General features: G+C 45.2%; 10 protein-coding genes. All 10 read left to right on the top strand.

Translation table 11 applies throughout. The features are described 5' to 3' along the window. Positions 1-31 precede the first annotated feature (31 nt). The 10 genes from BT112_RS17540 (at position 32) to ftsZ (ending at position 14,019) form a co-directional block, all read left to right on the top strand. A complete protein-coding gene (locus BT112_RS17540; RefSeq protein ID WP_072318770.1) occupies positions 32-2,032 on the top strand; it encodes a penicillin-binding protein in 2,001 nt (666 codons plus the stop codon). Between the two features lie 2 nt (positions 2,033-2,034). Then, a complete protein-coding gene (locus tag BT112_RS17535; protein WP_072318769.1) occupies positions 2,035-3,498 on the top strand; it encodes a UDP-N-acetylmuramoyl-L-alanyl-D-glutamate--2,6-diaminopimelate ligase in 1,464 nt (487 codons plus the stop codon). 50 nt (positions 3,499-3,548) lie between these two features. Further along, positions 3,549-4,772: a phospho-N-acetylmuramoyl-pentapeptide-transferase gene (mraY, locus tag BT112_RS17530; RefSeq protein ID WP_072318768.1), complete on the top strand. Its 1,224-nt coding sequence runs from the start codon at positions 3,549-3,551 to the stop codon at positions 4,770-4,772. 22 nt (positions 4,773-4,794) lie between these two features. Then, positions 4,795-6,150, top strand: coding sequence for a UDP-N-acetylmuramoyl-L-alanine--D-glutamate ligase (gene murD / locus BT112_RS17525; RefSeq protein WP_072318767.1), 1,356 nt, complete (start codon positions 4,795-4,797; stop codon positions 6,148-6,150). A 61-nt stretch (positions 6,151-6,211) separates the two neighbouring features. Beyond that, a complete protein-coding gene (locus BT112_RS17520; protein ID WP_072318766.1) occupies positions 6,212-7,420 on the top strand; it encodes an FtsW/RodA/SpoVE family cell cycle protein in 1,209 nt (402 codons plus the stop codon). Further along, complete coding sequence (gene murG, locus BT112_RS17515; RefSeq protein ID WP_072318765.1) at positions 7,407-8,510, top strand: undecaprenyldiphospho-muramoylpentapeptide beta-N-acetylglucosaminyltransferase; 1,104 nt, start codon at positions 7,407-7,409, stop codon at positions 8,508-8,510. The genes BT112_RS17520 and murG overlap by 14 nt, the downstream gene beginning before the upstream one ends. Positions 8,511-8,520: 10 nt before the next feature. Further along, entirely contained in the window at positions 8,521-9,879 is a 1,359-nt protein-coding gene (murC, locus tag BT112_RS17510; RefSeq protein ID WP_072318764.1) for a UDP-N-acetylmuramate--L-alanine ligase, read from the top strand. Between the two features lie 55 nt (positions 9,880-9,934). Continuing rightward, positions 9,935-10,651 (top strand): cell division protein FtsQ/DivIB, encoded by a 717-nt coding sequence (locus BT112_RS17505; protein ID WP_072318763.1) that lies wholly within the window; start codon positions 9,935-9,937, stop codon positions 10,649-10,651. 3 nt (positions 10,652-10,654) lie between these two features. Further along, on the top strand, positions 10,655-11,989 hold the full coding sequence (gene ftsA / locus BT112_RS17500) for a cell division protein FtsA (RefSeq protein ID WP_072318762.1): 1,335 nt from the start codon (positions 10,655-10,657) through the stop codon (positions 11,987-11,989). Positions 11,990-12,036: 47 nt separating this feature from the next. Next, a complete protein-coding gene (ftsZ, locus tag BT112_RS17495) occupies positions 12,037-14,019 on the top strand; it encodes a cell division protein FtsZ (RefSeq protein WP_072318761.1) in 1,983 nt (660 codons plus the stop codon). The last annotated feature ends 9 nt before the right edge of the window (positions 14,020-14,028 follow it).

Below are 14,028 nucleotides of genomic sequence, written 5' to 3'. Positions count from 1 at the left end.
AATTAAAAAAGATTTTTCAGAAAAGCGAGTAATGCCGATAACAGAAAAGAAAATATTGCACCGATTGTATTTTGTAGCAGGGGCTATGTTCCTGTTTTCTGTCGCGGTAGCCGTAAAGCTGGTCTTTATCCAGATCGACGGCGATGAATACAGGCAAATGGCAGAAGAGCGTACGATCCGGAATTTTACCATTCCGGCAAATCGCGGCAATCTGTATTCTGATGACGGGAGTCTGCTGGCAACTTCGGTGACGAAATACGATATTCGTTTTGATGCGATGACCGTATCGGGTAAGAATTTTGAAAAATACCTCAAACCGCTTTGCGATAACCTGTCCGGGATGCTGGGGAAACCCTCGTCCTATTATCAGCAGATGTTTCGTAAAGCCCGGGCCAATAAGAACCGTTACCTGTTGGTAGCCCGCGATCTCGGATATTCCGATTATATACGTTTAAAGAATTTTCCGCTGTTTGAACTCGGTCCTTATAAAGGGGGTATTATCGTTGAGCAGCATGTGGAGCGGGAGCATCCGTTGGGGAAAATGGCCGAAAGAAGTATAGGTTACGAACGTCTGGACGGTGAAGGTCATGCCCTGCGCGTAGGGCTCGAAGGTGCGTATAGCGAATACCTGAGAGGAAGGAACGGCAAACGATTGAAACAGCGAATAGCCAAAGGACAGTGGAAGCCGATAAGTGATAATAACGAAGTGGAACCCCAGGATGGCTATGATGTGATTTCTACTATAGATATCAATATTCAGGATATAGCGCACCACGCGTTGCTGGCTCAACTCGAAAAATATAAGGCGGAGCATGGTACCGTGGTCGTCATGGAAACAGAAACCGGAGAAGTGAAAGCGATTTCCAATCTGGGCAGGACCGAAGACGGAAAATACTACGAAAAACTGAATTATGCCATAGGAGAATCGCATGAACCGGGATCTACCTTTAAACTGATGGCTCTTGCGGTAGCGCTTGAAGATAAAGTGGTCGATACCAGTGATATTGTCGATACCGAAAAAGGAGTAATTACTTATTACAGGAGAAAAGTGAGAGATACCAAGCATGGCGGATACGGGAAAATAAGTGTGGGCCGGGCTTTTGAGGTTTCTTCCAATGTCGGGGTCGTGCGGACGATCCATGATCATTACACCGATCATCCTGAAAAGTTTGTGGATAAACTTCGTGAGATGGGGCTCGACAAGCAGTTGGGGCTTTCTATTAAGGGCGAAGGGAGCCCTTATATACCGGACCCTCGTAATAAAAAACAATGGAGCGGTATAGCATTGGAGTGGATGGCTTTCGGGTACGGGGTATCGCTGACTCCTTTACAGACCCTGACCTTTTATAATGCTATAGCGAATGACGGGGAAATGGTAAAGCCCAGGCTGATCAAGGAAGTGAAAGAATGGAACAAGACCATCCTGAAATTTGATAAAGAAGTTATTAATCCGCAGGTATGTTCGCCTGAAACTGTAGGTAAACTGCGGGGGATGATGAAAAATGTAGTGCTTAAAGGAACCGGAAAAGGATTGTATTCCCCTAATTTTTCCATGGCAGGGAAGACGGGTACGGCTCAGAAAAACTACAATCCCAAAAACAAGGAAAGATTACAGTATATATCCACCTTTGCGGGATACTTTCCTGCAGATGCCCCGAAGTATTCCTGTATTGTTGTGATTCATGAACCCGACCGTAGTGTGGGATATTACGGAGCCGATGTTTCCGGGCCCGTATTTAAAAGTATAGCCCATAAAATATATACGAATTCGCCACAGATTGATGAGGTCAGGGAGCTGGGGGATGATAAGGACGAAACGGAGAAGAGTTATGAGTCGTATTACGCAAGAGCGCAGAAACGATCCGAAACTGTTCCGGACGTGATGGGAATGAGTGGTATGGATGCCATACCTCTGCTCGAAAATCTCGGGTTGAAGGTAAGGGTAACAGGAAACGGAAGAGTGAAAAAACAATCGATATCCGGAGGAAAAAAGATTGCTGCGGATCAGACTATACTATTAGAGCTTTCTTAAGAATGAGCATACTCAAGGACATATTATATAAAGTGCCTATTGACGCTGTGACCGGAAACACTTCGGTTTCCGTTAATGCCCTGTGTTTCGATTCGAGGGAAGTCTCGCTCAACGATGTTTTTGTGGCTATCCGTGGCGTGGAGTCTGATGGCCACCGTTTTATAGAAGCAGCTGTGCATCAGGGTGCTGTTGCGGTAATCTGTGAAGAAATGCCATCGTCTGTCGTTAATGGTGTCACCTATGTGCAGGTCACGGATACACATGCCGCTTTGGCGATAATGGCTTCCAACTACTATGGAAATCCTTCGGTTAACATCAGGTTGGTGGGGGTGACGGGAACTAACGGAAAGACAACGATAGCTACCTTGTTGTACCAGTTGTTCCGCCGGGCCGGATTTAAGGTGGGGTTGCTGTCTACGGTAAAAGTCCTCGTGAATGATAAGGAGTATAAAGCTACGCACACGACACCGGATCCATTGACCATAAATTATTACCTGGACCTGATGACGATGGAAGGGGTGGAGTATTGTTTTATGGAAGTGAGTTCGCATGGAATTGCACAGAAAAGAACGACAGGGCTGCATTTCACCGGGGGTATTTTTACGAATCTTACCCATGATCACCTGGATTATCACAAGACCTTTGCGGAATACAGGGATGTAAAAAAGTCCTTTTTTGACCAATTGCCCAAAAGTGCTTTTGCACTGACCAATACAGATGATAAGAACGGTCTGGTGATGATTCAGAATACCGTAGCTAAAAAATATACGTATGCCCTGAAATCCTATGCGGATTACCGTGCTAAAATTTTGGAGAACCAATTGAACGGTTTGCTTTTGAAGATCGGGGATAATGAAGTCTGGGTTAAGCTCATCGGGCAGTTTAACGCCTATAATATGCTGGCAATCTATGCAGCAGCCGTATTACTGGGGCTCGAAGAAATGGAAGTGCTACGTCTGTTGAGCGAACTCGACAGTGTTCAAGGGCGATTTCAGTATTTTATATCAGAAGGTAAAATAACGACAATAATCGATTATTCGCATACTCCCGATTCGCTGAAAAATGTGCTTGAAACGATCAACAGTATCCGTACAGGGAATGAAGAACTGATCACTGTCGTAGGCTGCGGCGGAGACCGGGATAAAACCAAAAGACCCGTGATGGGAGCAATAGCAGCCGCACTCAGTACGAAGGTCATTTTTACTTCCGATAATCCGAGGACGGAAGACCCGGATGTTATTATCGGGGAGATGGAAAAAGGGGTTGAGCCTCAGAATTTCAAAAAAACCTTATCCATAACAGATCGTAAGCAGGCTATAAAAGCCGCATGCCAGATGGCAAAAGAAAACGATATTATCCTGGTTGCCGGCAAAGGACATGAAACCTATCAGGAGATCAATGGTGTCAGGAGAGATTTTGACGATTTTAAAATAGCAGAAACATTGATGAAGGAGTTGCGTAAGTAATTCTTTATCGATGTCTTAAGAATATAGAACAGTAAAAAGACAGAGATTAGATGTTGTACCATTTATTCGAATACCTGAGCAAACATTACGAATTTCCCGGATCGGGACTGTTTCAGTTCCTTTCTTTCAGGGCTGCTATGGCTGTCATCTGCTCTTTGTTGATCTCTACGATTTTCGGGAAACGCATCATAGACTTTCTCCGTAGACAACAGGTTGGAGAGACCGTACGCGATCTTGGTCTGCAGGGACAAAATGAAAAGGCGGGAACGCCGACCATGGGAGGTATTATTATCATACTTTCTACCCTGGTGCCGGTATTGCTGTTCGCTAAACTCAACAATATCTATGTTATTGTATTGCTGATTACCACGGTGTGGATGGGGGCTATCGGCTTTGTGGATGACTATATTAAGATATTTAAAAAAGATAAAGAAGGGCTGAAAGGAAGGTTTAAAGTGCTTGGCCAGGTGGGATTGGGAATAATAGTAGGTGCTACGTTCTATTTTCACCCCGAAGTGACGATCAAGGAAGACCCTAAGGCAGATGGTGTCGAGATGGTAGGCCGTTCGGCAGAAGCAGCAAACAAAGAAGAGAAATCGACCGTAACAACGATCCCTTTTGTAAAGAATAACGAACTGGATTATTCCCGTATTATAGCGTGGACGGGAGAGCATTATAAAGACTATGCCTGGTTGATTTTTATCCCTATAGTCATCTTTATCGTTACGGCAGTGTCCAACGGGGCAAATCTTACCGACGGAATAGATGGTCTCGCGGCAGGATCATCTGCAATTATTGTAATCGTCCTGGGGATTTTTGCATGGGTGTCCGGTAATATTATCTTCTCGGATTATCTCAATATTATGTATATCCCTCGCGTAGGGGAGTTGTCCGTTTACATCGCGGCTTTTGCCGGGGCTCTGGTAGGGTTTTTATGGTACAATACTTATCCTGCACAGGTGTTTATGGGAGATACCGGAAGCCTGACTATTGGCGGTATCATCGCTGTAATTGCCGTAGCGGTCCGGAAAGAACTGCTTATACCTGTATTGTGCGGTATTTTTCTGGCAGAAAATTTATCCGTGGTCTTACAGGTGAGTTATTTTAAGTACACCAAGAAAAAATACGGGGAAGGAAGGCGGATATTTCTGATGTCCCCGTTGCATCACCACTATCAGAAAAAGGGCTATCACGAAAGCAAGATCGTGACCCGGTTCTGGATTATAGGAATTATGCTTGCAGTGATCTCCATTGTTACATTGAAGGTCAGATAAGTAGTTTGTAAAGATCAAAGCTATGGAGGCAGACAAGAGTAAAGGAAAAAAACTGATCGTGCTCGGAGGGGGAGAAAGTGGTGTAGGTACGGCTGTGCTTGGTCTGAAAGCAGGTTTTGAGGTTTTTGTGTCCGATAAAGGACTGATAAAGGAAAAGTATAAACACGTTCTTGAACAACATGGGATTTCCTGGGAAGAAGGACAGCATACGGAAGAAAAAATTTACGATGCGGACCTGGTTATGAAAAGCCCCGGTATTCCTGATAAAGTGGCGCTGGTCCGTGAGTTGAGAGCCAAAGGTGTTCCGGTAATATCGGAAATAGAATTTGCTGCGGCTTATACCAAAGGACAGCTTATCGGAATTACGGGGAGTAACGGGAAGACCACGACGACAATGCTCACATATCACCTGTTGAATAGTGAAGGGCTCGATGTGGGAATGGCGGGAAATATCGGAGATAGTTTTGCTCAGATGGTTGCCGAAGATGACAAGGAAAACTATGTGCTGGAGATCAGCAGTTTTCAGTTGGATGGTATAGTGGATTTCAGGCCTCATATTGCAGTAATTACCAATATTACTCCCGATCATCTCGATAGGTACGAATACAAATTTGAGAATTATATAGCGTCCAAGTTTCGGATTGCCCTGAACCAGACAGCAGCCGATTATCTCATTTATGATGCTGATGATGAAGTGATTGCCGACTGGTTGCAAAAACATCCGGTGAAGTCGAGACAGCTGCCGTTTTCACTGGAGAAAGAGATCCCGAATGGCGCTTACGCAAAAGAAAACAGAATAATAATAACAATAGATAACGATCAGATAACTATGTCAACAGACACATTAGCATTAGAAGGGAAGCACAACGTTAAGAACACGATGGCGGCTTCTCTGGTAGCCCACCTGGTTAAGGTCAGAAAGAAAACCATTAGGGAGAGTCTCGAAAATTTTCAGGGTGTAGAGCACCGACTGGAAAAAGTACTGAAGATTCAGAATGTTCAGTATATCAATGACTCCAAGGCAACTAATGTAAATGCAGCCATGTATGCCCTGGATAGCATGTCTGCTCCTACTGTCTGGATCGTCGGAGGAGAAGATAAGGGTAACGATTACAATACCCTGATGCCCCTGGTGAGGGAAAAAGTAAAGGCAATTATCTGTCTCGGACTGGATAATACCAAAATTATTGACACTTTTGGGAAAGTGGTTGATCTTATGGTCGAAACGCAGTCCATGGAAGAAGCGGTGAAAATAGCATACAAAATTGCGGAAAAGGGTGATAATGTGTTGCTTTCACCTGCATGTGCGAGTTTTGACCTGTTCCGGAATTACGAAGACCGGGGAGATCAGTTTAAAGAAGCAGTGAGAAAGCTGTAGTGACATAGTATATTATCTCCCGGCTATGATCGGGCCGGGGAAATGAAATATAATAACGGAAATGCAAAGTATATTCAGAAATATCAAAGGGGACAAAACCATCTGGGCTATCGTAGCCCTGTTGGCGATCCTTTCCTTTCTGCCGGTGTACAGTGCGAGTTCTAACCTGGTTTATGTGGTTGGTAACGGTACGACTGTCGGACATCTGCTGAAGCATGGCCTGTTACTGTTACTCGGGTTCGGAATTATTTTCGGGATGCACCGTATTCCTTACAGGTATTTCAAGGGGTTGTCCATTATAGCTATGCCCGTGGTCTTTCTGTTGCTTGTTTACACCCTGGCGCAGGGTACAACCATAGGTGGGGCAAATGCCAGTCGCTGGGTGCAGATCCCTTTTGTGGGAGTCAGTTTTCAGACGTCTACTCTCGCTACGGTGGTGCTGCTTATTTACGTAGCCAGGTATCTGTCCAGGATAAAAGACCAGGAAGTGACATTCAACGAGACACTGTTGCCGCTTTGGATACCTGTTTTTCTGGTGATGGCCCTGATATTGCCAGCGAATTTTTCGACTACGGCAATACTGTTTTTTATGGTCCTGGTATTGTGTTTTCTGGGAGGGTACCCCACCAAATACATCCTCAGTATTATTGGTGCCGGTATTTTTTGCCTGTTGATCTTTGTGTTGATAAACAAGGCTTTTCCGGACCTGCTTCCAAACAGGATAGATACCTGGGTGAGCCGGGTGGAAAACTTTGCCAACGGTGAAGATACCGAGGCGGACTACCAGATCGAAAAGGCGAAAATCGCTATAGCTACCGGAGGAGTGCTGGGTGTCGGAGCAGGTAAAAGTGTGATGAAAAATTTCCTTCCGCAGAGTTCGTCCGACTTTATTTATGCTATTATCGTAGAAGAATACGGACTGGCAGGCGGATTGTTATTATTGTTTTTGTATATGTTACTGTTGTTCCGTATCGTCATTGTAGCCTACAAGGCAGATTCGGTCTTTGGTAAACTTGTAGTGGTCGGTGTAGGTTTGCCTATAGTTTTCCAGGCCCTTATCAATATGGCGGTTGCCGTAGAGTTGTTTCCAGTAACCGGGCAAAACCTGCCGCTGATCAGTACCGGGGGGACATCGATCTGGATGTCGTGTATGGCGCTCGGAATTATTCTGAGTGTAAGTGCACAACGACAGGAAGCGGTAGAGCAGTCTGGAGTTCCGGTTGATGAAGAAGAACAGAACCCATTAGAGATATTAAGTGAACAATTATAGATTTATCATATCAGGAGGAGGAACCGGGGGGCATATCTACCCCGCCATAGCTATCGCAGATGAATTGCGGATGCGGCATCCGGGTGCAGCGTTTCTTTTTGTAGGAGCAAGCGACAGGATGGAAATGGAGAAGGTGCCTCAGGCCGGATACCGGATAGAAGGATTATGGATATCGGGGATTGATCGTAAAATAAGTTTGAAAAACCTGTTGTTTCCTTTCAAACTGATCAGTAGTTTGTGGAAAGCGGGCAGGATATTAAAAAGATTTAAGCCCGATGTGGTTGTCGGTACGGGCGGATTTGCCAGCGGCCCGCTTTTAAGGGTAGCTTCCGGTAAAGGTGTTCCCTGTGTCCTGCAGGAGCAGAATTCCTATCCGGGGATAACCAACCGTTTGCTGGCCGGAAAAGTATCGAAGATATGTGTTGCTTATGACGGACTGGAAAGGTTTTTTCCGGCAGATAAAATTATAAAGACGGGAAACCCGGTGCGAAAGGATTTGCTGGATGTAAAGACAAGACGTGTGGAAGCACAGGCGTTTTTTCGTATAGACCCCGGGAAGAAAGTAGTATTGGTTCTGGGAGGTAGTCTCGGGGCAAGAGCAATAAATGAATTGGTCCGGAAGCAACTGCCGTTGTTACGGAAAAATGGGGTACAGGTGCTTTGGCAATGCGGAAAGTTATATTACGAAGAATTTAAAGAGTACGAGGATAATACGGTCCGGGTGCATGCGTTTATAAACGAGATGGCACTGGCCTATGCTGCGGCGGATGTAGTGATATCAAGGGCAGGAGCAAGCTCGGTGTCGGAGTTGAGTGTCGTGGGGAAACCGGTGATTTTTATTCCTTCGCCCCATGTTGCGGAAGACCATCAAACCAAAAATGCTCAGGCTGTTGCCGCTAAAAATGCTGCCATACTTATCCGTGAAAAAGAACTGGATACGGTCTTTGAAAACGAATTCGTGTCCCTGATCTCGTCTGAAGAAAAACAGGAGGAGCTCGGTAATAATTTCAGGAAGCTTGCGCTGCCTGATGCTACGGCAACTATTGTCGATGAAATAGAAAAGTGTATTAAACCAAAGGAGAAACAGTAGATCGCGACAGATGAATCTAAAGACTATAAATAACGTCTATTTTATAGGTATAGGAGGTATAGGAATGTCTGCCCTGGCCCGTTACTTTAAATTTATCGGTAAAAACGTAGCCGGGTACGACCGTGTTTCTACCGAGATGACTACGGAGCTGGAAAATGCAGGGATGTCGGTGACCTTTAAGGATGACGAAGAGGAAATCCCCGAAGTGTTCAGAGATACTGTCGGTACTTTGGTGGTTTATACTCCTGCGGTGCCCAAAAGCAGTGCGCTGTTTCAGTATTTTACAGGTAAGGGGTTCGAAGTGTGTAAAAGGGCGCAGGTTCTGGGCTTTATAACATCAGGATCATTCTGCTATGCAGTGGCCGGGACGCACGGAAAAACTACGACTTCGGCGATACTTGCTCATGTGCTAAAAGATACAGGAGTTCCGGTAACCGCATTTCTCGGAGGGATCTCGGAAAACCTGAACAGTAATTTTCTCCTCGAAGGAGATAAGATTACCGTGACCGAAGCCGATGAATTCGACAGGTCTTTTTTGCACCTGTCACCGGATATAGCCTGTATTACCTCTATAGATGCTGATCATCTCGATATATATGGAAACAAGGAGGAGATGGATCGTACATTCCGCGAATTTGCAGGTAAGGTGAAGCCCGGAGGAAAACTCATAGTACGGTATGGTTTGCCGATATCCGGAATAACCTACGGGGTAGAATCCGGTGCCGATTATTCGGTCGAAAATCTGGAGATCCGGGATGGTGGGTATGTATTTGATATAAGGACACCGGAAAAACTGGTAACCCGTGTAAAATTCGGGAAGCCCGGAAAGCACAACCTTCTCAATGCGCTTGCGGCATTTACAATGGCTGTAGAAGGAGGAGTGGAGCCCGGGGACGCTGCCGAGGCTTTGTTTGGCTTTAAAGGAGTGAAACGAAGATTCTCGTATCAGCTGAAATCGGAAAATATCGTGTATGTCGATGACTATGCGCACCATCCTGCGGAAATCGATGCGGTATACCAGGCGGTCCGGGAGATGTATCCCGGGAAAAAGGTCATGGCGGTGTTTCAGCCCCATCTCTTTAGTCGGACCAGGGATTTTATGGAAGAATTCGGAAGGAGTCTTTCCGGTTTCGATGAAGTAGTGCTGCTGGATATTTATCCGGCCCGGGAAGAGCCTATAGAAGGTATTACTTCCGCGCGTTTGCTCGAAGAGATCGACAATGATAATAAACAGTTGGTAAGTAAAAAAGAATTGTTGTCCCTGCTGAAAAAAACCGATGCCGATGTAGTGCTTACCTTGGGAGCGGGAGACATTGGCCGGGAAGTAGAAAAGATCAGGGAGGTACTTTCGGAAAAGGCTAAAGAATAAAAATAAGATTTTAAGGTTGGCGTAAAAGAAGAGGAAGGAAATTTAGAATGATCTCATGAGAAAAATATTTTACATAGTAAAGCTGTTACTGGCTGTTATAGTGTTGGTTTTTCTGTATTCTTTTGCAAATCAGAGATCCGGGAAAAAGCCGGTATCCGGTTTGCAGGTCGAGTTTCTCGATGGAGATAACCTTTTCGTTACCCATGCCATGGTTAATAAATTGTTAATACTAAGTACGGACTCCGTCCCGAACATACCTAAAGAAAAATTAGTTTTGAATAAGTTAGAGCATACTCTGTACTCTAATGAAATGATTCAGGAGGCCCAGGTCTATCTTACTGTTAACGGGCAACTTGGTGCGAAAATAAAGCAAAGAGAACCGATTGCCCGTGTAGCGGGCAAGTCGTCGTTTTATATCGACAGAAAAGGCAAAAAAATGCCACTGTCTCCGGTTCACGCGGCGCGTGTGCCTTTGATCACCGGCCAGGTAAACGAAGACGACCTGAATGATGTGTATGTACTGGTGAAGTATATAGATGAAGACAGGTTTTTAAACAGGAATATTGTAGGAATACACAAGACGGAATCAGGATACGACCTGAGACTGCGAACGGACGACTTTACTGTGATCTTGGGTAATACGGATAACCTGGAACAGAAAGTCGTTAATTTTAAGGCTTTTTATCAAAAAGCACGTAAAGACCAGTCTTTGGGAACCTATAAAAAAGTAGATCTGCGATTCAATGACCAGGTGGTTTGCACCAAAAAGTAAGATATGGAAAAGGAGAAATACGCAATAGGATTGGATATAGGGACCACGAAAATCGTGGTTATGATCGGCCGTAAAAACGAATATGGCAAGATAGAGATATTGGGCATTGGGAAAGCAAAAAGTCTTGGGGTCCACCGTGGGGTGGTGAATAATATCACCCAGACGATCCAGTCCATACAACAAGCGGTACAGGAAGCAGAGAACAATTCCGGGAAACAGATCACCGAAGTGGTGGTAGGTATTGCCGGGCAACATATACGAAGTCTGCAGCACAGCGACTATATTACCCGTCCCAATTCGGATGAGGTCATAGACGAATCGGATGTAGACAGGTTGTGTAACCAGGTTTATAAACTGGTTATGCTGCCGGGAGAAGAAATTATTCATGTACTTCCGCAGGAATACAAGCTGGATGGGCAGTCGGAAATCAAGGAGCCTGTCGGGATGTACGGCGGAAGACTGGAGGCTAATTTTCATGTGGTGGTAGGGCAGGTATCTTCCATACGCAATATAGGGCGCTGTGTAAAAAGTTCCGGACTGGAATTATCGGGCATAACTCTGGAGCCGCTGGCTTCGGCCAATGCAGTGTTGAGCCAGGAAGAAAAAGAGGCTGGGGTAGCGCTGATCGATATCGGAGGAGGTACAACCGATCTGGCGATCTTCAAAGACGGGATCATCAGACATACGGCAGTCATCCCTTTTGGGGGTAATGTGATCACCGAAGATATAAAAGAAGGCTGCTCTATTATCGAAAAGCAGGCCGAATTGCTGAAAATTAAATTCGGTTCCGCCTGGCCGGGAGAGAATAAGGACAATGAGATTGTTTCTATTCCTGGCCTGAGAGGCAGAGAGCCCAAAGAAATTACATTGAAAAACCTCTCTAAGATCATCCACGCGAGAGTGGTGGAGATCATAGAGCAGGTGTACATGGAAATAAAGAATTACGGGCATGAGGACCAAAAGAAGAAACTCATAGCCGGTATTGTGCTTACGGGGGGCGGAAGCCAGTTGAAGCATCTGAAGCAACTGGTCGAATATATTACGGGGATGGATACCAGAATAGGATACCCCAATGAGCACCTGGCCGGAGATTCCGATCCGGAGGTAGCAAGCCCCGTATATGCTACGGCAGTAGGCCTGGTGATGAACGCCCTCGACAGACAGGAAAAGAATTTTAAAGAAGAAAAGATTGTAGAAAAGAAAATACAGACTGAACAACAACCCGAAGAACCAACCAACGATGAGCCCGAAACTGTATCGAGACCTTCGAAAGAGCGAAAGTCTTTCCTGGAAAAATGGTCCGATAGAGTGAAAGATTTTTTAGACAATGCGGAGTAAACGGTATTGGCTAAAGGAAAATATTTTAAAACCTGTAAACAAGAATTATGAGTAGCAACACAGATTTTGGAAACATCTCGTTCGACATGCCCAAAAACCAGAGCAATGTAATCAAGGTGATTGGTGTTGGCGGTGGTGGTAGCAATGCTATCAACCACATGTTTCAACTGGGGATAAAAGGTGTCGACTTTGTAGTATGTAATACGGATTCGCAGGCTTTGGACAACAGTCCTGTACCCAATAAAATACAGCTTGGGGTATCGCTCACGGAAGGACTGGGAGCCGGAGCTAATCCCGATGTCGGGGAAAAAGCCGCCATAGAAAGTTTTGAAGAGATAAAGGGGATGCTGGACAGCAATACCAAAATGCTCTTTATAACGGCAGGAATGGGAGGAGGTACCGGTACCGGGGCAGCTCCTATCATTGCTAAAATGGCTAAAGAACTCGATATCCTTACTGTGGGTATCGTTACCATTCCTTTCCAGTTCGAAGGGAAAATGCGTAATGAGCAGGCCCGTAGAGGAGTAGAGAACCTGCGGAGCCATGTGGACTCACTCATCGTTATCAACAATAACAAACTGCGCGAAGTTTACGGAAACCTCGGGTTTAAAGCAGGTTTCTCCAAAGCGGATGAAGTCCTTGCCACAGCTTCCAGGGGTATTGCGGAAGTTATTACGCATCACTATACACAAAACATTGACCTCAGGGATGCCAAGACCGTCCTGTCGAGTAGCGGTACTGCGATCATGGGTTCTGCTTCCGCTTCCGGGGGTAACCGTGCTCAGGACGCTATTATCAAGGCGCTGGATTCTCCGTTGTTGAACGATAATAAGATCACCGGAGCCAAAAACGTACTGCTACTTATCGTTTCTGGCGGAGAGGAGATCACTATAGATGAAATAGGAGAGATCAATGATCATATTCAGAATGAAGCCGGTCACGGAGCCAACATCATTATGGGTGTCGGTGAAGATGACACCATCGGAGATGCTATTTCCGTAACGGTTATCGCTACAGGTTTTAATATCGAACAACAACATGAGATCGTAAATACGGAAGCCAAAAAGATTATTCATACCCTCGAAGATGAGCAGCGGGCTACCCAGGAGCTGACTCCGGATAAGACGTTTTCCACGATGAATTTTCCGGGTGAGATAAAGCCCAAGGCTGTTTCGGAAGAACCGAAACAACAAACCGTAAAACATACGCTTACGGATGATATGCCCGAAACCGAGGTAAAAAAGGGCCCGGACCTGGTTCCTACTACCGATCTTATACGGAATATCAATGTGATCTATGATGAGGTGTATGCCAGAGAAGAAGATTTTGTGATCATAGATACCACCGAAAATATCCGTAATATAGAAGTTGAGGTCGAAGAGATACGAATGAAAGAACAGCAGAAGCAGCAACAGCAGACCATGCTTTCTTTTGATATGCCTTTGACTCCCGGAAATGAAAATCGGGAGACACCCAAGTCCGAGCAACAACAGAAAAAGGAAGAGAAAAAGAATGTTTTTACCTTTGATATGGATGAGGATACGAGAAACTACGAGGTGAAAGATCATGTAGAAGTAGTGCCCGTAACCGAAGTGTCCGAAGAAGGTGTAAGGCGATATAGCCTGGATGATTATATGGAGATGGAAAGCAGGCTTTCCAATGCCAAACCGGTACAGAAGAAAAATGAAGTGGCAGACCGGGAGCTTGCTATCGAGAAAAAGGTAGTTAATCAATCTGCTCCTCCCGCTGAGAATAAGGAGATAGATCCTTTTAATTCTTCTATAGAAGACAGTCTGAAACTCCGTGCTGAAGAACGAAGAAAAAGGCTCAAGGAATTCAATTACAAGTTCAATAACAGTACTTCCAAGATCGATGAGATCGAGAAGCAGCCTGCATATAAGAGAATGGGAGTCCAACTGCATGAAAGAACATCCGAAGACGGTACATCCCGGATTTCGGTAGGTAAGGACAGTAATGATGATATGCAGTTAAGATCCAACAATTCGTTCCTGCACGATAATGTAGACTGATTGTTGTGT

The organism is Sinomicrobium oceani, assembly GCF_900119185.1.
Taxonomy (GTDB): Bacteria; Bacteroidota; Bacteroidia; order Flavobacteriales; family Flavobacteriaceae; genus Sinomicrobium; species Sinomicrobium oceani.
Note: the sequence above shows the minus strand (reverse complement) of the source record. Positions and strands in the feature narration are given on the sequence as shown.